The sequence below is a fragment of the Streptomyces sp. NPDC041129 genome (assembly GCF_055592265.1).
This window is the reverse complement of the sequence record NZ_JBVIYV010000002.1, coordinates 297,129-322,900: the sequence shown is the minus strand read 5'-3', so window position 1 is coordinate 322,900 and position 25,772 is coordinate 297,129. Positions and strand designations below refer to the sequence as shown.

The window sequence follows — 25,772 nt, the reverse complement described above, 5'->3', positions numbered from 1 at the left end:
CGGGCCCTGCGCGCGCGTGCCCCGCGGGCGCGGGCGTCGCCGCTCCCTAGCATCGGGCGCATGCCCATGCCCGGCTTCTCTTGTCTGCGTACGTGGTGGGCGGGGCGACCGCCGGCGGCGGGGGCCGCCGTCATGGCGAGCGGCATCGTGTCGGTGGGTCTGCACCTGACCGGTCCCGAGGCGGTGTCGCTGGTCTTCCTGTGGCTGGCCTGCCTCGCCTGGGTGGCGCTCGCCGCCGACTTCGCCGTACGGCTGGTGACGCAGCGGCCGCTGTGGCTGGCCGAGGCGAAGAGCCCGGGCGCGCTCACCGCCGTCGCCGCCACGGCGGTGCTCGGCACCCGGCTCTCGCTGCTCGGTTGGCAGACCCTGGCCGAGGCCGCCCTGGCGCTGGCGGTACTGATGTGGCCGGCGCTGCTGCTTCTCGTCGTACGGCACTGGGGACGGCGCATGCCGGGTGCGGTCTTCCTGTGTTGTGTGGCCACACAGGGGCTCGCGGTGCTGGCGGCCACACTGGCCGCGGCCGAGACCACGGCATGGCTCGCGCACGCCGCGCTGGTGCTGTTCTGGCTGGGCCTGGTCCTCTACGGCCTGGCGCTGGCGCGCTTCGACCCGCGGCAGGTGCTGGAGGGTGCCGGCGACCACTGGATCGCGGGCGGGGCGCTCGCCATCTCGGCGCTGGCCGGGGCGAAGCTGCTGGCCGCCGACAGTGCGCGGCTGTACCTGTGGAACGACGACGACCGGGGCGTGCTGCGCAATGTCACCGCCGCGCTGCTGGTCCTGGACCTCGCCTGCTGCCTGGTCCTGCTGGCCGCCGAGGTGGCCCGGCCGCGGCTGCGCTTCGACGTGCGGCGGTGGTCGACCGTCTTCCCGCTGGGCATGACGGCGGCGTCGGTCCTGTCGGTCGCGGCGGTCCTGGGCATCGAGTGGCTGCGGGGGTTGGGCGAGGCGCTGTTGTGGCTGGCAGTGGCGGTGTGGCTGGCGGTCGCGGCCGGCGCGGTGCTCGCCGCCCGCGCCGGCCTCGTCAAGGCGCGCTGAGGCTCACGTCCACAGCACGGCGATGAAGATGTTCGCCATGGTCAGCAGGCCTACGAGCCCGAAGACGCGCTTGTCCACCTGCTCCTCGTCGCGCTGGACGTAGACCAGCCCGAGGATCACGATCAGCAGGGCCAGCTTCACCCCGATCTTGAAGGTGTTGACGTGGTGGCCGTCGGCCTCGTTGAGCCCGACCAGGGCCACGCCGGTGACCAGCATGGTGAACGCGCCGTGCAGCATCCCGGGGACGAACCGGGCCGTGCCCCGGCCCATCGCCTTCATCTGGGTGAGGAAACCGCCGAGCAGCGCGGCGATGCCGATGATGTGCAGGCCGACGAGGAGATGGATGAGTACGTCCATGACCCGGAGCCTATGAGGGGGTCCCGGACGGCCGGTCACCGGGCCCGTCGACGGCCGCTCTCCACGCGAGGGATCTTGCATATATGCGCCGCATAGCACCACACGGTCCCCGTGGGCCCCTCAATCCGCGCTTCGGTCACTACGCAGCGTGAAGGCGACAGCCATGGCCCGGCAATGCGATCACGCACAGGTGCAGCTCGGTCCGCCTCGGCCACTTCCGTACAGTGCGTTACCAACCTGTCACAGTCCGGCCTAGCGTCCTCCCCCAGGTGACCGGCTTCCCACCGCCGCCCGGGCCAGGGGCGGCCGCCGGCCACCTCCGCCGAGAAAGGTCCAGCGGCGGCCCGTTCCCCTGTGCGGGCGGCCGCCGGACACCCCTACCGCTCGGCCGCAGAGGTCCCATGGAAGGACGTGACGGTCCAGGTGGCAGCGCACCGCAAGCCCCGACAGCGCTCGCTCGGCGGTAACACGGCCCGCACGGCCGTCACCCTCGCCCTGGCGGGCGCGGCCACCGCGACGGCCTTGGAGGGCACGGGCAACGCCGAGCCGCAGCTGACGCCGGCCGAGGTGAAGGCCAAGGTCGACAAGCTGTACCAGGAGGCGGAGGCCGCCACCGAGAAGTACAACGGGTCGAAGGAGAAGGCGGACGCCGCCCAGCGGCGGCTGAACTCGCTGCGGGACGAGGCCGCCCGCAGGCAGCAGAAGCTCAACACGGCACGTGACGCGCTCGGTTCACTGGCGGCGGCGCAGTACCGTGACGGCGCGATCGACCCCTCCTGGCAGCTCGCGCTGTCCAGCGATCCGGACCGCTACCTGGACGGGGCCGCGTTCGCGGAGCGGGCGGGCGACCGGCAGGCCGGGACGGTGGCGCGGGTGCGGGAACAGCTCCGCGAGATCGAGCAGTTGCGCGGCGCCTCACGTGTCGAGCTGAAGTCACTGCGGTCGCGGCAGGCGGAGGCACGAGGTCACAAGCAGACCGTCACCGCGAAACTCGGCGAGGCGCGCAGGCTGCTGGCACGGCTCACTCCCCCGGAGCGGTCACGGATCGCCGGCGACGGCACCACCGCCGGGCACGCCTCGCGCTCCGCCTCGGACACCCGGGCGGCCCTGGAGCAGGCGGGGTCCGTCGCCGCCTCCGACTCCCGGGCGGCCGCGGCCGTCGCCTACGCCTACCAGAAGCTCGGCAGTCCCTATGTGTGGGGCGCGACCGGGCCCAGCGCCTTCGACTGCTCGGGACTGGTGCAGGCCGCCTACCGCTCCGCGGGCATCTCCCTGCCCCGCACCACCTACGCCCAGATCAACGCGGGCCGGCGGGTGCCCCGCTCCCAGCTCCAACCCGGCGACCTGGTCTTCTTCTACTCGGGCATCAGCCATGTCGGCATCTACATCGGCAACGGCCGGATGATCCACGCCCCGAACCCGTCGGCGCCGGTCCGGGTGGCCCCCGTCGACGAGATGCCGTTCGCGGGGGCGACACGGGTGGCGTGACGGCGGCTCAGACCAGCCGGCGTGCCGTGGCCCAGCGGGTCAGCTCGTGGCGGTTGGAGAGCTGGAGTTTGCGCAGGACCGCCGAGACATGGGACTCGACCGTCTTGACGGAGATGAAGAGCTGCTTGGCGATCTCCTTGTAGGCGTAGCCGCGGGCGATCAGGCGCAGCACCTCCCGTTCGCGCTGGGTGAGGCGGTCCAGGTCCTCGTCGACCGGCGGGGCGTCGGTGGAGGCGAAGGCGTCCAGGACGAACCCGGCCAGGCGCGGCGAGAAGACGGCGTCGCCCTCCTGGACCCGGAAGACCGAGTCGACCAGGTCGGTGCCGGTGATGGTCTTGGTGACGTAGCCGCGGGCACCGCCGCGGATCACACCGATCACGTCCTCCGCGGCGTCGGAGACGGACAGGGCGAGGAAGCGGACCGGCCGCTCCGCGTCCGCCGTCAACGCGGCACACCGGCGCAGTACTTCTACGCCGCCGCCACCTGGCAGGTGGACGTCGAGCAGGACCACCTCGGGCCGGGTCGCGGTGATGACCGAGACCGCCTGGTCGACGTCCGCGGCCTCGCCGACCACCTCGACCCCGGTCTCGGCGGTCTGCCCGATCTCGGCCTGCACGCCGGTGCGGAACATACGGTGGTCGTCCACGAGCACCACGCGCACATGCCGTTTCCCGGCCGTGCCGGACCCGGCCGGCTCCGCCGCTCCCGCCGTGCCGTTCGCCTCGGTCGCGTCGCTCATGACGTCTTCTCCGCCCTCTCCATCTCCAGTTCGACCTCCGTGCCGCCACCCGGCACCGCCCGCAGCCGGGCCGTGCCGCCGTTGCGCTCCATGCGGCCGATGATCGATTCTCTGACACCCATGCGGTCGGCGGGTATCGAGTCGAGGTCGAAGCCCGGGCCGCGGTCGCGGACCGACACGAACACCGTCCTCCCCTCGACCTCGGCGTAGACCTGTACGGCACCGCCCTCGCCACCGTACTTGGCGGCGTTGACCATCGCCTCGCGCGCGGCCTGCATCTGCGCCCCGGTCCGTTCGTCGAGCGGGCAGTCGCCGACCGCGACCACCTCGATGGGCACGCCGTGCTTGTCCTCCACCTCGGCGGCGCTGCGCCGCACCGCCTCGGCGACGGTGTCGGGCTCGTCCGCCTCCTCCTTGCCCGTGCCCTCGGGCTTGTACAGCCAGGTGCGCAGGTCCCGCTCCTGGGCCCGGGCCAGGCGGCGCACCTCGCCGGCGTTGTCGGCGTTGCGCTGGATCAGGGTGAGGGTGTGCAGCACGGAGTCGTGCACGTGGGCGGCGACCTCGGCGCGTTCCTGGGCGCGGATGCGCATCAGGCGTTCCTCGGACAGGTCCTGGGTCATCCGGACCAGATAGGGGCCGGCGAGCAGGGTGATGCCGACGAGGACGGCGAGCGCCGCCTGGAGAACCGCGCCGAGCTGGGCGGCCGAGCCCTGCATGACGAAGATGGCGGAGACGCCTGCGGTGACCAGCAGGACCCCGACGCCCGCGCGCAGCAGAGTGAGCGTGCGCCGGCGGCTGCCGACCTCGACCCAGCGGGCCCGCCGGGCGTTGTCCGCCTGGCGCCAGACGAGGGCGACACCGGCCGCGACCAGCACGGCGGGCAGCAGATACGCCTTGGCCCCGTTGGTCAGGTTGACACTGCCCACGAAGACCATGGACACGATCACCATGAGGAGCAGGGCGACCATCTGCCCCTTGTCCGGCTTACGGGCCACCAGTCTGCGCCGGCCCTCCGGCGAGGTCCCGGTGCCGACCAGCGGCGGCTTGTGGCCGTCGACGCCGCCCACGCCGAGCGGGACGAAGAACCAGAACGCGGCGTACAGCAGCGCGCCCAGTCCGTTGGCCATGAACAGGCCGACGAAGGCGAGCCGGACCCAGATGACGGGCAGGCCGAGGTGCCCGGCGAGGCCCCGCGCCACCCCGCCGAGCCAGCGGCCGTCGCTGCTGCGGTAGAGCTTGCGCGGCGGCCGCGGGTCGTCGAGGGGCAGTGCTGCGGCTTCCGGCATGCCATCGATGGTCACACGGCCACGGGGGCGGAGCATCAGGGTCCGCCCCCTAGACTCCCCTGATCTCCGGGCCGGGGGTCCGCAGCGGCCGGCCGGCCCGTGCCGAACGCCTCTCCGCCGTCTCTCCGGGCCGATCTCAGGGTTCGCCCAGGGTCATCCCGACTCCCCTCGCGGCGGACGGGCCGTCACCATGGACACATGACCGATCACGAGCACGCCGCGACGGGTCCGGGACCCGGCCCCGGCCCGCGCCCCACCCCGGGCACCGGGCCGACGGATGCCGCGCCCGCCGCGGCGGGCGGGACAGGAGCGCCCGAAGCGGAGGGAGCCGCGAGCACCGGCACCGCGGGGCGGACGACGGCGGAGCGGCGGACGGACGAGCAGGACACCGCGGAGGCCCCCGGCCGCTTCCGGCGCGACCGCCGGCACAAGATGATCGCGGGCGTGTGCGCGGGGCTCGGACGGCGGGCCGACATGGACCCGGTGATCTTCCGGATCACCCTGGCAGTGCTGGCCGCGACCGGCGGCATCGGTCTGATCTTCTACGGCTTCGCCTGGCTGCTCGTGCCGTACGAGGAGGAAGAGGAGAACGAGGTCCGCAAGCTGCTGACCGGGCGCGTCGACGGGCAGGCGCTGGCCGCCGTGCTGTTCGCCCTGGTCGGTTGCGGGATCTTCCTGACCATGCTGAAGAACGGCGGGGTACTCGCCTTCGCCGTGGTGCTCTCCCTGCTGCTGGCCGGCGCCGGGTACTGGTCACGGCACCGCGGTGCCCCCGACCCCGATCCGCTCGCCGCGCAGGCCGCCGCGGACGCCCCGCCGGAGGCCAAGGCGCCGCCGGTCATCACCATTCACCACCCCTCCTGGTGGCGTGATCCGATCGTCAGGGACGGCACCCATGTCAGCGGCACCGGGTATCTGTGGGGCCCTCCCGACGCCCGGGACCGGGACCTCGCCCCGGCCGTCGACCTCGGCATCGACCTCCCCTGGACCCACCCCGGGGCCGCACAGTCGACGCGGACGGCGCCGCCGGGACCGCGTGGCCCGCGTTGGATCGGCGGCTGGGTGTTCCTATTCGCCCTGCTGGCCGGCGGACTGGGCACCGGGCTGACCTGGGACACGCACCCGCTGGGCACCAGTCTCCAGACCGGACTGGCCTGGGCGCTCGTGGCCTTCGGTCTCGGCATCGCGGTCAGCGCGTTCCTGGGCCGGACGGGGGCCGGGTCGGTGTTCCTGGCGATCGTCACCGCGGGGCTGCTGGCGGGCACCACGGCCCTGCCGAAGGACATAGCGACCCACTGGAACCGGATGTCCTGGAGACCGGCCGCGACGGCGGACGTGCGGCCCGCCTACTCCGTGGGCACCGGCGTAGGCACCCTGGACCTGACACGGGTGCACCCCGGCAGCGGGCGGACGGTGACCACCGGCGCGGAGGTGGGCGCGGGGCAGTTGAAGGTGATCGTGCCTCGGGACGCGACCGTGCGGATGAGCATCGACGTGGGCGTGGGCGACATCCGGTTGCCCGGTGACAGCAGGAAGGACGTGGACGTGAAGCCGGGCAGGCACCAGGAGGTGACCCTGGCACCCGCCGGGTCCGGGAGGAAGGCCGGCACGCTCAGCCTGGATCTCCGGGTGGGCGTCGGACAGGTGGAGGTCAGCCGTGCTGCGTCATGAGTTCCAGCCGGGCAAGCTGGTCGCCGGTCTCTTCCTCACCGCCGCCGGCGCGGTCTACGCCGGCGACGCGGCCGGGCTGTGGGACGTCCCGTGGTTCCTGATGATCCCGCTGGTGGTGGGCGGCCTCTGCCTCGCCGGAGCCAGCACTGCGGCGGGGCGGGGCATACGCAGACGGCAGGCCGCGCGCAGCGGTCAGCGGTAGCCGCCCGCTCGGGCCCGTCGGCGCGACCTGAGGGCCGCATCCAGGGAGAGATAGGGCGCTCCGGCCAGGACGAGGGGCAGCCAGGCCATCAGGTAGGCGAGGTCGTTGCCGTAGTAGTACGGCGTCGAGGCCCAGCTCACGGTCAGCCACAGGCTGAGCGAGATCAGCGCGCCGCCCAGGGCGGCCAGCCGGCCGAGCAGTCCGAGCAGGGTGCCGATGCCGACGGCCAGCTCGCCGAGGGCGATGACGAAGCCGAAGCCGACGGGGTTCTTGAGGGCCAGGTCGATCAGGGCCGGAAGGGCGGCGGAGCCGCGGGCCGCACGCATGGTGTCGCCGATCGACCCGGCGCCACCGGACTTGAGGAAGGCACTGTCGGTGATCTTGTTCAGGCCGGCGTAGACGAAGGTCACGCCGAGGAAGATGCGAAGCGGAAGGAGGGCGTATCGGGTGGCCGTCTCCCGCCAGCCGCGCACACCGTTGAGATCGGAGGTGTAGGTGTCCGTCCGAATACCCTGAGTCATCGCTGCCAGCCGCCTCTCACCCGTGCCGGACCCCTCAATGGACGATACGTATGACGAGCGGGAACCGTTCAACCCTCTGCGAGACGCTTTCACCGCTTTTACCGACTTCCGACCTTCGGATTCGAGCGGACGGCCGGACCGGACGAAGTGACCTGCCCGGCGGTCCGCTTCTCACTCGGCCCGTCCCTCATTCGGTGATCTGGACGACGCACCGGTTGGTCGCCGCGCCGCCCGCGGTGATCACCTGCACCTCCACCGCGCCGGGTTCCACCTCGACCGGTACCGGGACGGTCAGGATGGTGTCGGTGGGGTTGCGGAAGCCGCCGGTGACGGGGACCAGGGGGACGTGGACGTCGACGGCACCGATACGGACGACCGTGCGGGAGAGGCGGTCGGCACTGTGGGCGCCGGGAGGGACGAAGCCGGAGCCGCGGATCTCGATGTCGTCGCCGGTGCGGATCGGGCCGTCCAGGTCGCCGGGCTCGCGGGCACGGACCACGGACAGGATCACCGGGCGGCCGCCCTCCGCGTACTTGCCGGCCAGGTAGGTCGCGGCGGAGACCATCACCAGGACCGCGAGCCCCCAGGGCAGGTCGGGGAGCTGGTCGGGGCGGCGGGCCAGCCGGACGGCGGCGAACAGCAGGGCGACGGCGTTCACGGCGACGTATTGGATGTCGGCGAAGGCACCTCTGCCGGAGTCGTCGGTCAGCAGGTCGGCCGCGCGCGGCCGGTGGGCCGGTACCTTCTGCAGCCGCTGGGCGAGGATGCGCAGACCGACCACCCGGCGGACCAGTACGGCGATGCCGCACAGCACGCCGAGGACGGTCACCAGGCCCGCGCCGCGCGCGAGATCCAGGCCGGTGAGCAGCGCGTCGCGTTCGGTGTGACCGGATGCGGCGGCCAGCCGGCCCGCAAGCAGCAGGACGGCGTAGGTCACCAGGAGGATCCAGCTCGCGGCCACGCTGCGGGAGGTGGACATGCGGTTGTCCTCGCCGATGAGCGGAGCGAGCACCCCTCCGCGCGCCCGGTGCCACCAGGAGGCGGCGGCAAGCACGCCCCCGACGGCGAAGGCGGCGAGCAGGGCGGCGGTCCGGGTACTGCTCCAGCCCGCGCCGATCGCGGTGAGCGACTCGGCGAGCAGCAGGGCGAGGACCGCGCCGCCCACCGCGCACACCGTCCGCAGCCACAGCCGCGCGAGCCACGCCTGGCCTTCGGCGCGGCCGCGCTCGGCGACCTCCTCGGCCCGCTGGGTCAGCTCCTCGGAGACCCACTGGCGGGAGGCGGAGGCCGAGTGGGCCACCGCCGGCGGCAGCCCCTGTCCGGCCGCGAACTCGTCGCGGACGCGCAGGAACGCCGCGACGGCCCGCCGGTGCCCCTGGCGGGCCCCGTGCGGGCAGTCCCCGCACGCACAGCCGCCCTCATGGATGCCGTCGGCACCCGTGCTCTGTCTGGCCTCCTGCACCGCCACGCCCCACGCCCGCCTTCCGCACTACCTCTCGATACGACCGAAGCCACCCATAGTGCGCATTTCCGGCCGCGGAACTCCCCTGCGACGAAAGCGAATTGTGCCTTACCCCGGGCGGCCAGGGCCCGCCGGTCCGGGTCACGGCGGGTGAACTCCGGGCCACCGTGTTGACGCGGCTCCCGGCGCCCCCCGCGCGTTCCGGGAGCTAGCCGAGCAGGTCGGGTTCGCTGCGGCTGATGTCCTGCCACAGGGGCTGGTAGTTGATCCAGGCCACCAGGTCGCCGCCGAGCTGTTCGCGGGTGGCCACGGCCAGCTTGTGGTCGATGAGGACCGGCCGGCCGGCCGCCTTGGCCATCAGCTGCACCTGACAGGACCGTTCCAGGGACAGGAACCACCAGGCCGCCGCGTCCACCGAGTTCCCCACGGTCAGCAGCCCGTGGTTGCGCAGCACCAGCGCCTTGCGGGACCCCAGTGTCCCGGCGATGCGGCGGCCCTCCTCGGCGTCGACGTTGACGCCGGTGTAGGCGTCGTACAGCGCCAGGTCCTCGTAGAAGGCGCAGCTCTCCTGGGTGATGGGGTCGATGAGGTCGCCGAGCGCGGCGACGGCCCGGCCGTGCACGGAGTGGCAGTGCGCGACGGCGACGACGTCGGGCCGGGCGGCGTGCACCTGGGCGTGCACGGTGAACGCGGCCTGGTTGACGTGGTAGCGGCCCTCGACGACCTGGCCGTCCTGGTTGACGAGCACGAGGTCGCCGACGGTGACGTGCTTGAACGGCATCCCGAACGGGTTGACCCAGAAGCAGCCGCTGTACTCCGGGTCGCGCGCGGTGATGTGCCCGGACACCCCGTCCTCGAGTCCGGTGCGCCCGAAGATCCGCAGGGCACCCGCGAGCCGCTCCTTGCGGTGCCGGCGTTCGTCCTCGACCGAGTCGTGCATGGGGGGCATGGCGAACTTCAGCTGGTCGGTGGGCAGCGGAGGGGGCGGCGTGGGCCCGTGCATGGGTCCTCCAGCGTGGGGGTTTGCGGTACGGGCGGGAAGTTACCGCCGGTCGGCGCAAAAGGGCAGCGCTGGTTGGTAAAGATGACGTGCGCAGCGGATATCCGACAGCAGGTGTCCGGTTTGCCGGTGAGACTGGCCGGCATGAACTGGGCAGCCTTCACCACCGCCGCGCCCGAGCTGGCGGCGATCACCGAGCGGCGCTTCGGCGCCTTCCGTCACCATGTCCTCGCCACCCTGCGCCGGGACGGCTCCCCGCGCACCTCGGGCCTGGAGGCCGACTTCCGGGGCGGTGAGCTGTGGCTGGGCATGATGGCCGGCTCGCTGAAGGCCCTCGACCTGCGCCGCGATCCGCGCTTCGCGCTGCAGGCGAACCCGGGCGAGGGAACCGGGATGGGTGGCGGGGACGTGCGGATCGCCGGGCGGGCGTACGAGGTCGAGGAGGGCGAGACCAGGGCCGCGTACGTGAAAGAGGTGGAACCGCCGCAGCCGTTCCACCTCTTCCGCACCGAGTTGACGGAGGTCGTACGGACCTTCGTCGAGGACGACACGTATCTGGTCGTCCAGGTCTGGCGGCCCGGCGCGCCGGTGCGCACGCTCAGGCGAACCTGATCCTCAGCGGGAGAGGATCACTCCCACTCGATGGTGCCCGGGGGCTTGGAGGTCACGTCGAGGACCACGCGGTTGACGTCCCGGACCTCGTTGGTGATCCGGGTCGAGATGCGGGCGAGCACGTCGTACGGCAGCCGCGACCAGTCGGCCGTCATGGCGTCCTCGGAGGAGACCGGGCGCAGCACGATCGGGTGACCGTAGGTGCGGCCGTCGCCCTGGACGCCCACGCTGCGGACGTCCGCGAGCAGGACCACCGGGCACTGCCAGATGTCCCGGTCCAGACCGGCCGCGGTCAGCTCCTCGCGGGCGATGGCGTCGGCGTCCCGGAGCAGGTCCAGGCGCTCCTTGGTGACCTCGCCGACGATGCGGATGCCGAGGCCGGGGCCCGGGAAGGGCTGGCGCTGGACGATCTCCTCCGGCAGGCCCAGCTCCTGGCCGACCATGCGGACCTCGTCCTTGAAGAGCTTGCGGAGCGGCTCGATGAGCTTGAACTCCAGGTCCTCGGGGAGGCCGCCGACGTTGTGGTGCGACTTGATGTTGGCGGTGCCGGTGCCGCCGCCGGACTCGACGACGTCCGGGTACAGGGTGCCCTGGACCAGGAACTCCACGGCCGGGCCCTCGTCGGCGATGATCTCGGCCTGCGCCTGCTCGAAGACGCGGATGAACTCGCGGCCGATGATCTTGCGCTTCTCCTCCGGGTCGGAGACGCCCTTGAGGGCGGTCAGGAAGCGCTCCTCGGCGTCCACGACGACCAGCTTGACGCCGGTCGCGGCCACGAAGTCCTTCTCGACCTGCTCGGTCTCACCCTTGCGCATCAGGCCGTGGTCGACGTAGACGCAGGTCAGCTGGTCACCGATGGCCCGCGCGACGAGCGCGGCGGCGACGGCGGAGTCCACGCCGCCGGACAGGCCGCAGATGGCGCGCTTGTCGCCGACCTGCTCGCGGATCGCGGTGACCTGCTCCTCGATCACGTTGCCGGTGGTCCAGGACGGGGTCAGGCCCGCACCCCGGTACAGGAAGTGCTCCAGCACCTGCTGGCCGTGCGTGGAGTGCATGACCTCGGGGTGGTACTGGACGCCGTACAGCTTCTTCTCGTCGTTCTCGAAGGCGGCGACCGGGACGACGTCCGTGGACGCGGTGACGGCGAAGCCCTCGGGGGCGGCGGAGCAGGCGTCGCCGTGCGACATCCACACCTGCTGCTCGTCCGGGGTGCCCTCGAAGAGGGTGGAGCCCGACTTGGAGACGTGCAGGTCGGTGCGGCCGTACTCACGGGCGCCGGTGTTGTCGACGGTGCCGCCGAGGACCTGCGCCATGAGCTGGAAGCCGTAGCACATGCCGAAGACGGGGACGCCGGCCTCGAAGAGCGCGCCGTCGAGCCGGGGGGCGCCCTCCTCGTACACGGACGAGGGGCCGCCGGAGAGGATGATCGCCGCGGGGTTCTTGGCGAGCATCTCCTGGACCGGCATGGTGCTCGGCACGATCTCGCTGTAGACCCGCGCCTCGCGGACGCGACGGGCGATGAGCTGGGCGTACTGCGCGCCGAAGTCGACGACCAGGACGGTGTCGGGGGAGGCGGCAGATGAAGTCGCTGATGACACGGGGTGCCTTCTGGTGGTCGGGCGGGGTCTGTGCTAACGAGTCTAACGGTGCGGGCGGGCACGCCTCCCCCGGCCGGGACCGTGGCATACTGGCCGCATGCTCGCGCACTCGACCTTCCTCTTTACCTATGGCACCCGGCCCGCCGGCTGCCATGGTCGTGCTGCTTGAGCGAACCGCCAAGCGACTTACCAGGCGCCCCGGGCCGACAAGGCCCGGGGCGCCTGTCGTTTCTCCGGGTTCTGCCGTTCCGGGGCCTCCACCAGCCACCTTCACGAGGAGCCCTCGACATGACCACCCTGACCGCGGAACAGACCATCGACGACGCCCGTACCCGCATCGACGCCCTGGACGACCGGATCATCGGGCTCATCCAGGAGCGGATGGCCGTGTCCACCGTCGTCCAGGAGGCCCGGATCGCGTCCGGCGGCCGGCGTGTGAACCTCTCCCGCGAGATGGAGATCCTTGGCCGCTACCGCGAGGCGCTCGGCAAGCCGGGCACCGCGCTGGCGATGACCATGCTGGAGCTGTGCCGGGGTCGTATCTGAGTTCGGTCCGGGTCTCACCCGTACGGCGCGTGACGGTCCCCGGGCCGCTTCGTTGAACCCGTTGTCCGTGCCAGCCAGGGGCGGGCCCGACAGAACCACGCGTGGCTCACCGGAGCGATGAGGCGTACGGGTCGTGCCGTACGCCGTGGGACCTCGCTCCGGAGAAGTGACCGGACGGCAGGGGACAGCAGCCCGGTCATCCAAGAGAACGGCCGGCTCCGGGGACGCCCGGGGCCGGCCGGCGGAAACACAAGTCCAGGACCACAGAGCAGGCGGCGCGACCCCCCGGCGCCGCTCCCGGGCACCGGCGCGCCCTTGCGCCGGTGCCGGCGAAAGAGGGCCCCGCGGTTCGAGTCCCGCGGGGCCCTTCGTCGCGCCCGATCCCCGGCCCACGCCGGGTGTGATACACGCCACACAAATTCCGGTGAATACGGAAGCAACCATTCACCGCCCTCGCGGATCAAACCTGCTGCCGGATCAAGAAGACGGTAAGAGGCGAGGGACCTGCGTTCGGAGGGGGATGCAGGTCCCTCGGCGTCTTCGGTCCGGCTACTTCTTCGGCGGCACCGCCGGGATGCCGAGGAACGGCAGCCTGAGCGCGCCGAACGCGTCCGCCGGGACCGCCGGCTCGCGCGGCTCCACCGGCTTCAGCCGCTCGTACGCCGCCCCCTGCGCCGGGCGCGGGTCCTCCTCGCCCTTGTTCGGCCAGTACGACATGGCCCGCTCGGCCTGCGCGGTGATCGTCAGCGACGGGTTGACGCCCAGGTTGGCCGAGACGGCGGCGCCGTCCACCACCGAGATGCCGGAGTGGCCGTAGAGCCGGTGGTAGGGGTCGATCACGCCCGTCTCCGGGGAGTCGCCGATGGGGCAGCCGCCGAGGAAGTGCGCGGTCAGCGGGGTGCCCATCAGCTCGCCGACATTGCTGCCCGGGAAGCCGTTGATCTCCTCGGCGAGCACGGTGGCGGCCTCGGACGCGGCCTTGATCTGCTTGGGGTTCGGGGCGCCGTGCCCCTGCCGGGCGGTGAGCAGGCCCTTGCCGACCCCGCCGGGCTTCAGATAGGTCGTCAGCGAGTTGTCCAGCGACTGCATCACCAGCCCGATGATGGTCCGCTCCGACCAGCGCCGGTTGGACAGCGAGCGGGCGACGAGCAGGGGATGGCGAGCGGCGTTGGCCAGCCAGGCCAGGACGCGCGAGGAACCCTCGGCGTAGGGGACCTGGAGGATGGACAGACCGCCCATCGAGTTGGAGCCCTTGCCGTAGCGGACGGGTTCGATGTGGGTGCTGTCGTCGGGGTGGATCGAGGACGTGATGGCGACCCCGCGCGTGAAGTCGGCCTTCTGCTCCCCGGTCGCCTTGCGGTAGCGGCGGTTGTCGGTCTGCGCGCCGACCAGTGCCTCGGAGTTGGTGCGGGTCAGGTCGCCCAGCCGGGCGGAGAGACGGGGCAGCTGACCGCCGGCCTTCATGCGGTGCAGCAGGGTCTGGGTGCCGTACGTACCGGCCGCGACCACGACCTTCCGCGCGGTGAACAGCCGCCCCCGGCCCTTCTTCTTCTCGTCCGTCGGCAGCGTCGCGATCGCGTACCCGCCGCGCGAGTCGTCCGTCACGGACACGACCGTCGTCATCGGGTGGACCACCGCACCGGCCTTCTCGGCGAGGTACAGGTAGTTCTCGTTGAGGGTGTTCTTCGCGCCGTGCCGGCAGCCGGTCATGCACTCGCCGCACTCGGTGCAGGCGTTGCGGGCGGGCCCGGCGCCGCCGAAGTACGGGTCGTCCACCTGCTCGCCGGGCCTGCCCTGCGCCGTGCCGTCGGCGTCCTCGCCGTCACCGAAGAACACGCCGACCGGCGCCAGATGGAAGGTGTCGCCGACGCCCATCCGCTCGGCCGCCGCCTTCAGGTGCACGTCGGACGGGGTCATGGTCGGGTTGAGCCGCACGCCGAGCATGCGCTGCGCCTGGTCGTAGTACGGCTTCAGCTCCTGCTGCCAGTCGGTGATGCCGCGCCACTGGGGGTCGTCGAAGAAGGCCTTCGGCGGCACGTAGAGGGTGTTGGCGTAGTTCAGCGAACCGCCGCCCACACCCGCGCCGGCCAGCACCATCACGTTGCCCAGCAGGTGGATGCGCTGGATGCCGTACATGCCGAGCCGCGGGGCCCAGAGGTAGTTCTTCAGGTCCCAGGAGTTCCTGGGCAGGGAGTCGCGGGTGAAGCGGCGGCCGGCCTCCAGCACGCCCACCCGGTAGCCCTTCTCGGTGAGGCGCAGGGCGGAGACCGAGCCACCGAACCCCGAACCGATCACGACGACGTCGTAGTCGTACCCGTCCTCGTCCCGGATCTGGACAGACTTCTCCTGCGACACGTGCTCTCCTCGTCGAGAACGGGGGTTGGTGGCTGTGGGGTCGGCGGTGGACTAGCGGAAGCGGAAGGCCTTCATCAGGCGGAGGCTGCGGCTCATGAACTGGGCGTACTGCGCGTCGTCCATCCCCAGCGACGGCGCCATCGGCAGCAGCCGCTGCCGTGCCACCGTCTGGGCCTCGGTGTACTTGAGGATGCCCTCGGAGCCGTGGCGGCGGCCGAGGCCGGAGTCCTTCATGCCGCCCATCGGGGACTGGACGCTGCCGTAGGCGGGCGCGTAGCCCTCGTTGACGTTGACCGTGCCGGTGCGCAGCCGGGAGGCGACGTCCAGGCCACGCCGGGCGGACCTGGTCCACACGGACGCGTTCAGGCCGTACGGCGTGGAGTTGGCGCGCTCGACCGCCTCGTCCTCGGACTTGAAGCGGTACAGGGAGACGACGGGACCGAAGGTCTCCTCCTCGCAGACGGCCATGGACTCCTCGACGCCGTCGAGGATGGTCGGCTCGAAGAAGTACGGGCCGATGTCCGGACGCGCCACGCCGCCCGTGACCACCTCGGCTCCCTTGGCGACGGCCTCCTGGACGTGCCGTTCGACGGTCTTGAGCTGCCGCTCCCCGACCAGCGAGCCCATGTCGGCGCCGTAGGCGAGGGAGTTGCCGAGCCGCATGGCCCGGGTGCGGGCGGCGAAGCGCTCCAGGAAGGCGTCGGCGACCGACTCGTGGACGTACAGCCGCTCGATGGAGATGCAGAGCTGGCCTGCCGAGGAGAAGCAGGCCCGGACGGCGCCCGCGGCGGCCTTCTCGATGTCGGCGTCCTCCAGGACCAGCATGGCGTTCTTGCCGCCGAGTTCGAGGGAGACGCCGACCAGGCGGGCGGCGGCGCCCTGCGCGACCTCGCGGCCGGTGCGGGTGGAGCCGGTGAAGGAGACGTAGTCGGCGTGCTTGACCAGCTCGGGTCCGACGACCGGGCCCTCGCCGAGCACGACCTGGAAGACGTCCTCGGGCAGCCCCGCCTCGATGAGCAGGTCACGGGCCCAGAGCGCGGTCAGGCAGGTCTCGGTGTCCGGCTTCATGACGACCGCGTTGCCGGCGGCGAAGGCGGGCAGCGCGTCGCCCACGGACAGCTCGAGGGGGTAGTTCCAGGGGGCGATCTGGCCGACGACCCCGCGCGGGTGGCGCAGTTCGGTGACCTTCGTCAGGGTCGGCACGGCGCCGGTGTGCCGCTTGGGCCGCAGGTAGCCGGGGGCCTTGCGGCCGTAGTGGCGGGCCGCGACGGCGACGGCCTGCACCTCCTCGTGCGCGTGCAGCCGGGCCTTGCCGGTCTCGAGCTGGATCAGGTCGAGCACCTCGGCCTGGCGCTCGAGCACCAGGTCGTGGAAGCGGAGCAGCACGGCGGCGCGCTGCCGCACCGGGGTCCTCTCCCACACGGCCTGGGCGGCGCGGGCGGCCTCGAAGGCCTTTCGCACGTCCTCGGGCGTGGACTCGGGCAGGTCGGCCAGCTTCTCGCCGGTGAAGGGGGTGTGGTTGGCGGTACGGCCGGAGCCGACGACACCCTTGGTGAGCTGGGCCACCAGCGTCGGGGTGACCACGTCGGCGGCGGTGCGGACGCCCTCGGGGGCGGGCGCGAGCGGGTTGGTACCGGTGATGTCCGGGGCCTGCGAGTCCGTCATGACGCGCAGGGTATGCCGCGGCGGAGGCTTTGGGTACCCGTCGGTAACGGGGATTCACCGAGTGCTCACATGACGCCAGTGATCACTGGCAGCAAATGCGCTGATCAGCGCGTTGTCGGGTGACGATCACCGCGGGCCGGGATTTTCCGGCGCGGGGAGGGCCGAAGTCGGCGAGAGGACGGCGCGGCTCGGGTCAGGGGTGTGGTCCGGGTGCCAGGGTTCGCGGTGGCTCCGGGGGCGCCGGGCGGGCGGCGGGCACGGTCGCGCAGGCCTCCAGGGCCGCCGCGACCTCCTGCGCGGTCGGCCTCGCGGTCGGGTCCGGCATGTGCAGGCGGGTCAGGAGCGGTCGCAGCGGGCCGGCGTCGCCGCCCTCCACGGCGGTGGCGAGCAGCGCGCCGAGGGACCACAGGTCGGAGGCGGGCCCGGCGCCGGGCCCCGAGGCCCGCTCCGGGGCGGCGAACCCGGCGGGGACGTCCGCGGCGGGTCCGTCCCCGATGCCGAAGTCGGTGACGACGACCCGCCCGGTGCCGGACTCGATCAGGACGTTGGCGGGCTTGAGGTCCCGGTGCACGATCCCCACGGCGTGCGCGGCCCTGAGCGCCCCGAGGACGGCGAGCCCCACGCGGGCAGCCTCGGCGGGCGGCAGCGGCCCGCGCCGCACGGCCTCCCTGAGCGACTCACCCTTCACCAACTCCATGACGATCCAGGGCAGTTCGCCGTCCAGGACGACATCGTGCAGGGCGACGGCCGAGGGATGCCGTACCCGGGCGGCGGTCCGTGCCTCCCGGTGGAGCCGGTGCGCGATCCGGCGGCTCTCCTCGTCGTCGGCCGGACACCCGGGCAGTACGGGCTCCTTGACGGCGACGTCCCGCCGCTCCTGCTCGTCCCGGGCCCGCCAGACGATCCCGGACGGCCCGGCGCCCAGGCGCTCGAGAAGCAGGTAGCGCCCACCGATCAGCCGTGCGCCGTGCGGGTGTTCGCCGTCTCCACTCATGTCACATCAGTACCGTGCGCACCGCGTCCTTGTCGAAGCGGGGCGGGCCCGGCAGGCCCCGATCAGCCGTCGCTCAGGGCTTCTTGATCTCCAGGTTGGCGATGGCGGTCCTGGCGACCTCCCGGCCCCGGGCGGCGAAGTCGCCCTCGCGCGGGTAGCCGATGGTGAGTCGGTACAGGTCACCGGCGCCGGTGCGGTAGTAGAAGATCCGCAGCTCGCGCGGGCGCGGGTTCTGGGAGTCGTCGGTCGTGTACCCGACGGTGTTCGTGGCGGCCTGTCTGCCGTGGTACTTGGTGCCGTCGTCCGGATGCGTCTTCGCACCCTTGGGCATGTCGAGGCTGTACTCGCCCTCGTTCTTGAACTTCTCGTCGTCGGCGTGCATCTGGGCCACCGCGTTGCTCTTGATCGTGTTGAGCGAGTCCTCCGACTTCCGGGTCAGGTCCAGCACGACCGAGATGGCACCGCTCGGGTCCGTGTACGACACCCAGCTCTGGTCGGAGTCGGTCTTGGCCGGGAGGGCGCGCTGGTAGTACGCGGGGACGGCGACGGTGGCGCCCAGCCCGGCGTCGGTGTGCTTCGTCCAGCCGTCCGGCAGCGGTCCCGCGAAGGGATCGGCGAGGACGAGGTACCCGGCCACCGCCGCCGCGACCGCGGCTGCGCCCACGCCCAGCCAGGCCTTGCGGCCCGGTCGCGGGACGCGGCCGGCGGGCGCGGTGGGCCCTGCGACCGCCACGCGCTGGGTGGGCTCCGGCGCCGGAGGATCGGCGGCCGCCTCCAGCAGCACCCGGACCTGGGCCGCCGTCGGACGGCGGGAAGGGTCCTTCTGGAGCAGGCTGTTGACGGCCTCCGCCAGCGGGCCGCGCGCGGCGGCGGGCGCGGCCGGGGTGGCGTTGAGAACGGACTGCAGGGTGGCCGGGGTGTTGCTGCGGCGGAACGGGGAGACGCCCTCGGTGGCGGTGTAGAGCACGACGCCCAGGGACCACAGGTCGCTCGACGGCCCGGGGCGCTGCCCCAGCACCCGTTCCGGCGCGATGTACTCGGGCGAGCCGACGAAGCCGCCGGTGTCGGTCAGGTTCGTCTCGCCCTCGATCTGCGCGATGCCGAAGTCCGTGAGGACGACCCGGTCGTACCGGCCGAGCAGCACGTTGTCCGGCTTGACGTCCCGGTGCAGGACGCCCGCCGCGTGCGCGGCCTCCAGCGCGCCGAGCACCTCCAGGCCGATCCGCGCCGCCTCGCGCGCGTCCAGCGTGCCCTCCTGGAGCGCGCCGCCCAGCGAGCGGCCGTGCACCAGCTCCATCACGATCCAGGGCCGGCCGTCCACCACCGCGACGTCGTACACGTTGACCACGGCGGGATGGTCGAGCCGGGCCGCCGCGCGGGCCTCGCGGCGCATCCGCTCGAAGGCGTTGGCGCGTTCACGCTCGGGAAGGTGATCCGGCACGCGGGGTTCCTTCACCGCGACCTCGCGGTCCACCATCTCGTCCTTGGCCCGCCACACGGTGCCCATGCCGCCGTGCCCGAGCTTGGCGAGCAGCCGGTACCGGCCTGCGATCAGCCGCCCGGTGCCCGGATCCTGAGCGGCGGGGGTCGGGCCCGGGTCCGGGCTCTGCTGGGCCGCCTGCCGGGGCGCCGCACCGGGCCGCGCAGCCGGCACCTGGTTCGGCACCGGATTCGGCGGTTGCAGAACAAAACTCGTCGTGTCGTCGGCCGTACGGCCGGCTCCCCCGTCACTGCTCATGGACCATCCATATCGCGCCATCGGCGTCCGCCACCACAGGGAACACGAACCGGTCACGAAGCCGTGACCGACCGGGAATCAACGTGCCGTGACCGAGAAGGTGTCCACGGCCACGTCGAAGTACTCCCGGGCCTCCCGCACCCGTCCGACCGGCGCCGACACCCACATGTCGTACATCCGGCCGTCCTCCTCCCAGCACAGGTCGTACGTGTGGCGCGGACCCTCGGCGGCGCTGAAGCCGTCCCAGGTGAACTCCCAGAGCGCGGCGGGGTGTCCGGAGTGCGTGGTCCCGATGACCCGGCCGTCGTGATAGCCCGGGTTGGTGCCGGCCCCCTCCGCCGCCGCCCGGCTCATCACCGCGGCGGGGCCGCCGGCATCGGGCGGGGAGACCTTCACGCCGAGGCGGAAGGTCTGCCCCGGGGAGAGGTAGAAGACGCGCTCGCCCTGCTGTTCGCGGTCGAAGTCCTCCGGCACGGCGAGCGAGAAGCCGTTCGGGTCCCGGGCGGTGCGGTAACCGGAGGGAGCGGTGTGCGGGCGGGACGCCGCGGGCGCGCCGCTCGTGGTGCCCGCGGGGGACGGCGAGGCGCTGCCGGCCGGCGGGGAGACGGAGTGGCTGGTGGGCGCCGCCGGGCTGCTCGTCGTGCCGCCGGGCGTGCCGCCGCCCTCGCCCTGGTGCAGCAGCAGTGCCGCGGCCGAGACGCCCGCCCCGGCCACCGCGGCGACCAGCAGGGCGGCGATCAGCACCCCGCGCGAGGACTGCCGTGCGGGCGGGGGCTGTTCGGGCGTCGGGGTGTCGGCGGGCGCCCGCGGCACATCGGGCTCGGTCGGCGGGTGACCGGCTCCGGCCGCACGGGCCGCGAGGGCGACGATCCTGGGGGTGCGGCCCGTCGTGGGCGGTTCCGGGGCGGCCGGTGTACGGCCCGTCTCCAGGAACGTCCGCAGCATCCGTTCGGCGTCCGCCGCGTCCAGCCGGCGGTCGGGGTCGCGCTCCAGCAGGCCCCGCACGACGGGCAGCAGCGGCTCGGCCTGCGCGGGTGGCCGGATCTCGGCGGCGACTACGGCGTGCAGGATGCCGCCGAGCGAGTCCCGCCGGAACGGGGACTCACCGCTGAGCACCGTGCACAGCAGCGCGCCGAGCGACCACAGGTCGGACTCGGGCCCGGTCCGGGTGCCGGCCATCCGCTCCGGGGCGGTGTACTCGGGCGAGCCGACGAAGGAGCCGGTCTCGGTGAGCGTGGTGGCGCCCGCGACCTGCGCGATGCCGAAGTCGGTGAGCACCACCCGGCCGGTGCCGGACTCCAGCAGCACGTTCGCGGGCTTGATGTCGCGGTGCAGCACGCCGGCCTCGTGCGCGACGCGCAGCGCGCTCAGCAGGTCGGCGCCTATCCGGGCGGCCTCGGCGGCGTCGACCGGTCCGTGCCTGGCGATGCGGTCGGCGAGGGAGCCGCCGTCGATCAACTCCATGACGAGGTACGGACGCTCGTCCTGCTCGATGACGTCGTGCACGACGATGATGTGCGGGTGCCGCAACTGAGCGACCGCCCGCGCCTCACGGAAGGTGCGGTCGCGGCGGCGGCGGGCGTCGTCGTCCGGGAGGGAGTCGTCGGCCGCCAGCTCCTTGACCGCCACCAGCCGCCCCAGCACCTGGTCGCTCGCCCGCCATACGACGCCCATGCCGCCGCGTCCGATCCGCTCCTGGAGGCGGTAACGGCCCGCGATCACGCGGAAGTCGTCCCCGTCGGATCCCATGAGGCCCATCATGCCGCACCGGCCGCACCCGTTCGGGTCGGTGATCGGCCAAGTGCCGCGCCCGAGCCGGTCAGCCGCCGCTCGGCGGCTGCCAGCTCCGCAGCACCCACTGGAACTGCTTGCTCGTCCGGGGCCAGTCGGCCTCGGGCGTCGACATGTAGATCACGTACTCGGTGCCCTCGCGCGAGAAGTACGTCTCCTCGACGGCGTGCCGGGGCCCGGCCACATAGGGCGGGTCCTTCGCCAGCGCGTCCCAGGTCATCTCCCACAGCGCGCCCTCGCGGTCGCGGTAGGTGTTCGCTTTCATGGTGACCCTGCGGTAGTTGACCAGCGAGTGGAACTTGAGCTGCTGCTCCAGGTCCTTCTGGTGCTCCAGGGCGCTGGCGAAGTCCGAGCTGGTGTCGATGGCGATGCGCAGGAAGTGCTTGCCGCCGTCGGGCGTGTAGTCGACCTGCCGGAGGTCGGGGTCGGCCGCGCCGCTCTGCGCTTCAACTACCCTGCGCGACCAGCCCTTGGGCAGGTAGACGGTGAAGCCCCACGGGTCGCGGTACGGCTGCCACGAGGCGGGCACGACTCCGCCGGGTCGGGGTGTGGCGCTGCTGCCGCTGCCGGAGGGCGATGGCGTGACCTGGTTCGTGCCCCCGCTCGTACCGCTGTCCCGCTTCGATCCGCCCCACTGCTGGAAGACGACGGCCGCGCCGCCACCGAGCACGGCCGCGGCGGCTACGACCAGCGCGAGGGTGCGCAGCCGGCGCCGGGGCCGGGCCGGCCTGCCCGCGGGTGCGGGGGCCACGGCCGTCGACCCGGTCATGGAACGGCCCCCGGCCGCCGGTGCGCCGGGGACGTGACCGCGTGTGGTCCCTCCGGAGGGGTAACCGGCAGTCACGCGGCCCGTGTTGCCCATCACTCCACCGTGCGTGCCCGAGCCCTGTGCCGGTACGAACGCCTGCGGGGTGTGCGGCCTGCGGCCCTGCGCCGCCTCGGCGAGCAGGTGCTCCGCGTCCTCCGCGCCCGGCCGCTGGGCCGGGTCCTTACGCAGCAGGGCGGCGATGACGGGGCCGAGCGGCCCGGCGTTGCGGGGCTCCTCCACCTCTTCCTCGACGACCGCCTGCATGGTGCTCAGCGGCGAGGTGCGGCGGAACGGCGAACGTCCCTCGACCGCCGTGTACAGCGTGGCCCCGAGCGCCCACAGGTCGGAGGACGGGCCCGGGTCGTGGCCGCGCACCCGCTCGGGCGCGAGGTAGTCGACCGAGCCGACGACCTCGCCCGTGCGGGTGATGGTGGAGTCGCCCTCGATCTGGGCGATGCCGAAGTCGGTGAGCAGGACCCGGCCGTCCCGGCCGAGGAGGACGTTGCCGGGCTTGACGTCCCGGTGCAGTACGCCGGCCGAGTGCGCGGCGCGCAGGGCCCGCAGGACCCACAGGCCGATCCGCGCGGCCTCGGCGGCTTCGAGGCGGCCGCGCTCCTTGACCGCGTCGGCCAGCGAGTGGCCCTCGACCAGCTCCATCACGATCCACGGGCGGCCGTCGTGCTCCAGCACGTCGTGGACGGTGACGACGGCGGAGTGGTTGATGCGTGCGGCGGCCCGCGCCTCGGCCCGGGTCCGGGCCAGCAGAACGGCCCGGTCGCTGTCGGAGACGTAGAGCGCCGCGGTCAACTCCTTGACGGCCACCTGCCGGTGCAGCACCTCGTCGTGGGCGCGCCACACCCGGCCCATGCCGCCGCTGCCGATGGAATCGGCGAGCCGGTAGCGGCCCGCTATGAGCAGGCCCTGCATCTGATTCACGTTGCCCCGCAATGCTATTGACAGGGTCAGACTAAGGACCGGCCCTCCCCCTGGGAACACGAGGGGTACCAAGGTGACAGTCCTGTGACGGTTGCCGTATCCGGCGCGCGGGCGGCACCCAACCCTGTTTCACACAGGCGGTATACGGGGCGCTCAACCCGTGTAGCGGTACGTCGCGGTAGCTTGCTCGTAGAGCCGTGTCACCTCGTCGCGTTCGGCCTCCGGGCCCCGGACCTGGACGATGTGGTAGCGGCCGTTCAGCAGGATCGCCATGTTGCGCACGTACCGGTCACGGCCCTGTCCGTCGGTCCAGGTGAACTGGCCCTCGGCCATGGTCCGGCCGCCCACCTCGATGGTCCGCAGGCCGGTGGCCGTGGCCCAGCTCGAGTCCCGGTACGGCTGGAGTTCGCGCTCCTTGTCCCGCTGGTAGACCATCGGATCGCTGCCGTAGGTGCCGGTGCCGTCCCTTCCGGGTACGACGAGCAGCTCGAAGTTCCCGTGCGCGTACACGACTTGGCCGCTGCCGTTCTTCGGTGTGCGGTCCCAGCCCTTGGCGACGGCGATGCGGAAGCCGTCCGGGTCCTTGCGCAGGGTGAACCCGTCGGCGACGGAGGGGTCGCCGCCGGTCTGGGTCTCGGCGGCGGGCCCGGACGCCGAGGCGCCGGGTTCGGACGGCCGCCCCGAAGAAGGCCGCTCGGAGGGCGAGGGCGCGGAGCTCGCCTCCCCGGCGCTGCCGGTGCGGTCGCCGCCCGCCGCGCCGCTCTCGCCCTGCTTCGGCATGAACAGCATCGCGTACGCCACCGCGCCGGCCAGCAGGAGCAGGATCAGCAGGAGCAGCAGCCGGCCGAGGCTGCGAGGCGAACGGGCCTGTTCCGGGGCGCGCTTGTGCCGGCCGTGCGGATGGGTGGCGGGCACCCGGGCACGCCGCCGCCGTACCAGCTCGCCGCGCCGGCGGACGATGGGGAGCCGGGTGGGGTCGGCGGGCGGGACGGGCACCACATGGGCGCCGGCGTCCGGCTCGGGCGCCGAGCGCACCAGGGAACGCAGCCAGCCGCTCAGCTCCTCGAAGTCCGGCCGGTCGGTGGGGTCCTGACGCAGCAGCGACTCCACGACCGGGCGCAGCGGGCCGCACTCCTCGGCGAAGGCGGGCGGCTCCGCGCACACGAGCTGCACCAGCTCGGCCGTGGACTCCTCGGGGTAGGGGGCGTGACCCTGGACGGCGCGGAAGAGCAGCGCGCCCAGCGCCCAGAGGTCGGTGGCGGGCCCGATCGGCGCGGCCAGCTGCCAGTTCTCGTGCACGGGGCCCGCCTGCTCCGGCGCCCAGCGCTCGGTGACCGGCCCCACCACGGTCATCCGCACCTGCCGGGCCCGCTCGGCGGCGAGCGCGGTACCGGGGCCTCGGCGCACCGCACCACCCCCGGCTCCGGGGTCGTCCCAACGGGAGCCCCCGGCGGAGGGGTCGGCGGGTGCACCGGGGGCGGCGCCGAGGCCGGATGCCTGGCCCGGGACCACGGCACCGTGGCCGAAGCCGGAAGCGCCGTGTCCCGGTGCGGGCGACTGGCCGGGGCCGGCACTGCCATACGCCGGCGCGGGCGCTTGACCGGGAGTGGACGTCCGGCCCGGGGCCACGGCGCCATGGCCGAAGCCGGAAGCGCCGTATCCGGGTGCGGGCGACTGGCCGGGCAAGGGCAGGCGCCCTGACCCGGAGGTCGTGTCGTCGCCGCCGGGCGGCAGTCCCGGTCGCGGCGGGTCGCCGGCCGGGCCGGTGCGGGGTGCGGCGCCGTGCCAAGCGGTGCCGGGCGCGCCGTGGGGGTCGGCCGTCCGGCCGGGCGGGACGGGGGTCCGGCCGGCGGAGTACGACGGGTGCGCCGCACCCTCGGCCCCGGTGTCGCCCTCGGCGGGCGGACGGGCTCCGGGCAGGGCGGCGCGGCCGTTCTGCTGGGCTTCCTGGACCCGGGCCGCGGCACGCGTTCCCGCACGGTAGGCGGCGATGGCCCCGGCGCGGGCGGCACGGACGTCGTCCCCGCTCTCCAGGCCCCGGCGCCCGGACGGCGGAACCTGCACAGTCCCGGGGGGAGCACCACCCGGCGCCGGCAGCCCGCCGGCCGCCCGCGCCTGGATCGCGGCCCGCCGCGCGGCCTCGGGATCGGCGTCGGGGGACGGGACCGGCTCCGCGGGCCCGAGCGCGCCGCCGAACCCCTGGCTCCCCGAGCTGCCGGGGGTACCTGGGCCGCCGGGTCCGCCGGGAGCACCGATGGCGCCGGGAAGTTGTCGACCGGCGGCCCGGGCGTCGGTGCCGCCGCCGTCACCGGCCGGTCCGTGCGGGTCCTGCGGCCCGTCCTGGGCCGGTACCGGGTCGTACCCGCACAGCGCCTCCTCCGCCGCGCCGACCGCGAGTCCGGTCAGCATCACCCGGCCGTCGTCGCAGACGAGGACCGTGCGGGCGGTGATGTTGCGGTGCGTCCAGCCGTGGGCGTGCAGCACACGCAGCGCCATGAGGACGTCGGAGGCGACCTCGGCCGCCCGGTACGGAGCCAGCGGCTGCTCGGCCAGCAGCGCGGCCAGCGGCCGGGCGGCCACCCACTCGCTGACGATCCACAGCGAACCGCCCTCGGCGAACACGTCGAAGATCTGGTCCAGACGCGGATGGTCGGGGATGCGGGCCGCCGCCTGCGCGGCCTCGACGGCGCGCCGCACCGCGGGATCCGACGGGCGGCGGGTGGCCGTACGGGCGGCGGGCGATCGGTGGGCGCCGCGCTCCCGGGCGGTGAAGCCCTCGGGCAGCCCCTCCGAGTCGAGCACCTCCGCCTCGACGACCTCGGGCAGCGGCACCTGGCGGACCAGCACCTCCTGGCCGCTGTAGGTGTCGAACGCCCGGGTCTCGGTCAGCTCGTACTCGTCGGACGGCGGCAGCGGCAGGCGGTAGCGGTCCGCGAGTACTCGGCCCGCGTAGTCGTCCACGTTGCCT

Annotated in this window: 20 protein-coding genes; 6 read left to right on the top strand and 14 right to left on the bottom strand. The window is 73.3% G+C overall.

Annotated elements, in window-relative coordinates; genetic code table 11:
- Positions 1-60: 60 nt before the first annotated feature.
- Positions 61-1,035 carry a tellurite resistance/C4-dicarboxylate transporter family protein gene (locus tag ACZ6B1_RS09720; RefSeq protein ID WP_468776515.1) on the top strand — a complete coding sequence of 325 codons (975 nt, stop codon included), beginning with the start codon at positions 61-63 and terminating at the stop codon, positions 1,033-1,035.
- Positions 1,036-1,038: 3 nt separating this feature from the next.
- Here the strand turns inward: ACZ6B1_RS09720 and ACZ6B1_RS09715 are convergent, their stop codons facing one another.
- On the bottom strand, positions 1,039-1,392 hold the full coding sequence (locus ACZ6B1_RS09715; protein ID WP_468776514.1) for a hypothetical protein: 354 nt from the start codon (positions 1,390-1,392) through the stop codon (positions 1,039-1,041).
- A gap of 423 nt (positions 1,393-1,815) precedes the next feature.
- Between ACZ6B1_RS09715 and ACZ6B1_RS09710 the strand changes: the two genes are divergently transcribed.
- Positions 1,816-2,880 (top strand): C40 family peptidase, encoded by a 1,065-nt coding sequence (locus tag ACZ6B1_RS09710; protein ID WP_468777461.1) that lies wholly within the window; start codon positions 1,816-1,818, stop codon positions 2,878-2,880.
- A gap of 7 nt (positions 2,881-2,887) precedes the next feature.
- Here the strand turns inward: ACZ6B1_RS09710 and ACZ6B1_RS09705 are convergent, their stop codons facing one another.
- Complete coding sequence (locus tag ACZ6B1_RS09705; protein WP_468776513.1) at positions 2,888-3,619, bottom strand: LuxR C-terminal-related transcriptional regulator; 732 nt, start codon at positions 3,617-3,619, stop codon at positions 2,888-2,890.
- Positions 3,616-4,941, bottom strand: coding sequence for an ATP-binding protein (locus ACZ6B1_RS09700; protein ID WP_468776511.1), 1,326 nt, complete (start codon positions 4,939-4,941; stop codon positions 3,616-3,618). The genes ACZ6B1_RS09705 and ACZ6B1_RS09700 overlap by 4 nt, the downstream gene beginning before the upstream one ends.
- Positions 4,942-5,103: 162 nt before the next feature.
- Here ACZ6B1_RS09700 and ACZ6B1_RS09695 point away from each other — a divergent pair, with 162 nt between their 5' ends.
- Both ACZ6B1_RS09695 and ACZ6B1_RS09690 read left to right on the top strand, forming a co-directional pair.
- Complete coding sequence (locus tag ACZ6B1_RS09695) at positions 5,104-6,576, top strand: PspC domain-containing protein (RefSeq protein WP_468776510.1); 1,473 nt, start codon at positions 5,104-5,106, stop codon at positions 6,574-6,576.
- On the top strand, positions 6,563-6,778 hold the full coding sequence (locus tag ACZ6B1_RS09690) for a hypothetical protein (RefSeq protein WP_468776508.1): 216 nt from the start codon (positions 6,563-6,565) through the stop codon (positions 6,776-6,778). The genes ACZ6B1_RS09695 and ACZ6B1_RS09690 overlap by 14 nt, the downstream gene beginning before the upstream one ends.
- Here ACZ6B1_RS09690 and ACZ6B1_RS09685 read toward each other — a convergent pair.
- The 3 genes from ACZ6B1_RS09685 to ACZ6B1_RS09675 form a co-directional block, all read right to left on the bottom strand.
- Positions 6,769-7,299 (bottom strand): TQO small subunit DoxD, encoded by a 531-nt coding sequence (locus tag ACZ6B1_RS09685; RefSeq protein WP_468776507.1) that lies wholly within the window; start codon positions 7,297-7,299, stop codon positions 6,769-6,771. The genes ACZ6B1_RS09690 and ACZ6B1_RS09685 overlap by 10 nt on opposite strands.
- Positions 7,300-7,486: 187 nt before the next feature.
- Entirely contained in the window at positions 7,487-8,767 is a 1,281-nt protein-coding gene (locus ACZ6B1_RS09680) for a hypothetical protein (protein ID WP_468776506.1), read from the bottom strand.
- Between the two features lie 202 nt (positions 8,768-8,969).
- Positions 8,970-9,764, bottom strand: a complete 795-nt coding sequence (locus tag ACZ6B1_RS09675) for a class II aldolase/adducin family protein (RefSeq protein WP_468776504.1) — start codon at positions 9,762-9,764, stop codon at positions 8,970-8,972.
- A 141-nt stretch (positions 9,765-9,905) separates the two neighbouring features.
- Between ACZ6B1_RS09675 and ACZ6B1_RS09670 the strand changes: the two genes are divergently transcribed.
- Complete coding sequence (locus tag ACZ6B1_RS09670; protein WP_468776502.1) at positions 9,906-10,373, top strand: pyridoxamine 5'-phosphate oxidase family protein; 468 nt, start codon at positions 9,906-9,908, stop codon at positions 10,371-10,373.
- Positions 10,374-10,390: 17 nt separating this feature from the next.
- Here ACZ6B1_RS09670 and guaA read toward each other — a convergent pair whose 3' ends face one another.
- On the bottom strand, positions 10,391-11,971 hold the full coding sequence (guaA, locus tag ACZ6B1_RS09665; RefSeq protein ID WP_468776501.1) for a glutamine-hydrolyzing GMP synthase: 1,581 nt from the start codon (positions 11,969-11,971) through the stop codon (positions 10,391-10,393).
- 288 nt (positions 11,972-12,259) lie between these two features.
- Between guaA and ACZ6B1_RS09660 the strand changes: the two genes are divergently transcribed.
- The gene (locus tag ACZ6B1_RS09660; protein ID WP_468776499.1) at positions 12,260-12,517 is read left to right on the top strand and encodes a chorismate mutase; all 258 of its coding nucleotides are present in this window, start codon (positions 12,260-12,262) and stop codon (positions 12,515-12,517) included.
- A gap of 549 nt (positions 12,518-13,066) precedes the next feature.
- Here the strand turns inward: ACZ6B1_RS09660 and ACZ6B1_RS09655 are convergent.
- From ACZ6B1_RS09655 to ACZ6B1_RS09625, 7 genes are all read right to left on the bottom strand, one after another.
- Positions 13,067-14,872: a GMC family oxidoreductase N-terminal domain-containing protein gene (locus ACZ6B1_RS09655; RefSeq protein WP_468776497.1), complete on the bottom strand. Its 1,806-nt coding sequence runs from the start codon at positions 14,870-14,872 to the stop codon at positions 13,067-13,069.
- Positions 14,873-14,923: 51 nt separating this feature from the next.
- On the bottom strand, positions 14,924-16,537 hold the full coding sequence (locus ACZ6B1_RS09650) for a succinic semialdehyde dehydrogenase (protein WP_468776496.1): 1,614 nt from the start codon (positions 16,535-16,537) through the stop codon (positions 14,924-14,926).
- A 193-nt stretch (positions 16,538-16,730) separates the two neighbouring features.
- Complete coding sequence (locus ACZ6B1_RS09645) at positions 16,731-17,531, bottom strand: serine/threonine-protein kinase (RefSeq protein ID WP_468776494.1); 801 nt, start codon at positions 17,529-17,531, stop codon at positions 16,731-16,733.
- Between the two features lie 73 nt (positions 17,532-17,604).
- Positions 17,605-19,269 carry a serine/threonine-protein kinase gene (locus ACZ6B1_RS09640; protein WP_468776493.1) on the bottom strand — a complete coding sequence of 555 codons (1,665 nt, stop codon included), beginning with the start codon at positions 19,267-19,269 and terminating at the stop codon, positions 17,605-17,607.
- A gap of 78 nt (positions 19,270-19,347) precedes the next feature.
- Positions 19,348-21,018: a serine/threonine-protein kinase gene (locus ACZ6B1_RS09635; RefSeq protein WP_468776491.1), complete on the bottom strand. Its 1,671-nt coding sequence runs from the start codon at positions 21,016-21,018 to the stop codon at positions 19,348-19,350.
- 70 nt (positions 21,019-21,088) lie between these two features.
- On the bottom strand, positions 21,089-22,795 hold the full coding sequence (locus tag ACZ6B1_RS09630; protein ID WP_468777459.1) for a serine/threonine-protein kinase: 1,707 nt from the start codon (positions 22,793-22,795) through the stop codon (positions 21,089-21,091).
- 162 nt (positions 22,796-22,957) lie between these two features.
- Positions 22,958-25,765, bottom strand: coding sequence for a protein kinase (locus ACZ6B1_RS09625; RefSeq protein ID WP_468776489.1), 2,808 nt, complete (start codon positions 25,763-25,765; stop codon positions 22,958-22,960).
- Between the last annotated feature and the right edge of the window lie 7 nt (positions 25,766-25,772).

Bases quoted from the DNA above. Each gene is read 5' to 3' on its own strand.
- ACZ6B1_RS09715 (WP_468776514.1), bottom strand. From the start codon at position 1,392: ATGGACGTACTCATCCATCTCCTCGTCGGCCTGCACATCATCGGCATC.
- ACZ6B1_RS09695 (WP_468776510.1), top strand. From the start codon at position 5,104: ATGACCGATCACGAGCACGCCGCGACGGGTCCGGGACCCGGCCCCGGC.
- ACZ6B1_RS09685 (WP_468776507.1), bottom strand. From the start codon at position 7,299: ATGACTCAGGGTATTCGGACGGACACCTACACCTCCGATCTCAACGGT.
- ACZ6B1_RS09670 (WP_468776502.1), top strand. From the start codon at position 9,906: ATGAACTGGGCAGCCTTCACCACCGCCGCGCCCGAGCTGGCGGCGATC.
- ACZ6B1_RS09645 (WP_468776494.1), bottom strand. From the start codon at position 17,531: ATGAGTGGAGACGGCGAACACCCGCACGGCGCACGGCTGATCGGTGGG.
- ACZ6B1_RS09650 (WP_468776496.1), bottom strand. From the start codon at position 16,537: ATGACGGACTCGCAGGCCCCGGACATCACCGGTACCAACCCGCTCGCG.
- ACZ6B1_RS09660 (WP_468776499.1), top strand. From the start codon at position 12,260: ATGACCACCCTGACCGCGGAACAGACCATCGACGACGCCCGTACCCGC.
- ACZ6B1_RS09630 (WP_468777459.1), bottom strand. From the start codon at position 22,795: ATGCAGGGCCTGCTCATAGCGGGCCGCTACCGGCTCGCCGATTCCATC.
- ACZ6B1_RS09635 (WP_468776491.1), bottom strand. From the start codon at position 21,018: ATGGGATCCGACGGGGACGACTTCCGCGTGATCGCGGGCCGTTACCGC.
- ACZ6B1_RS09720 (WP_468776515.1), top strand. From the start codon at position 61: ATGCCCATGCCCGGCTTCTCTTGTCTGCGTACGTGGTGGGCGGGGCGA.
- ACZ6B1_RS09700 (WP_468776511.1), bottom strand. From the start codon at position 4,941: ATGCTCCGCCCCCGTGGCCGTGTGACCATCGATGGCATGCCGGAAGCC.
- ACZ6B1_RS09705 (WP_468776513.1), bottom strand. From the start codon at position 3,619: ATGAGCGACGCGACCGAGGCGAACGGCACGGCGGGAGCGGCGGAGCCG.
- ACZ6B1_RS09675 (WP_468776504.1), bottom strand. From the start codon at position 9,764: ATGCACGGGCCCACGCCGCCCCCTCCGCTGCCCACCGACCAGCTGAAG.
- ACZ6B1_RS09640 (WP_468776493.1), bottom strand. From the start codon at position 19,269: ATGAGCAGTGACGGGGGAGCCGGCCGTACGGCCGACGACACGACGAGT.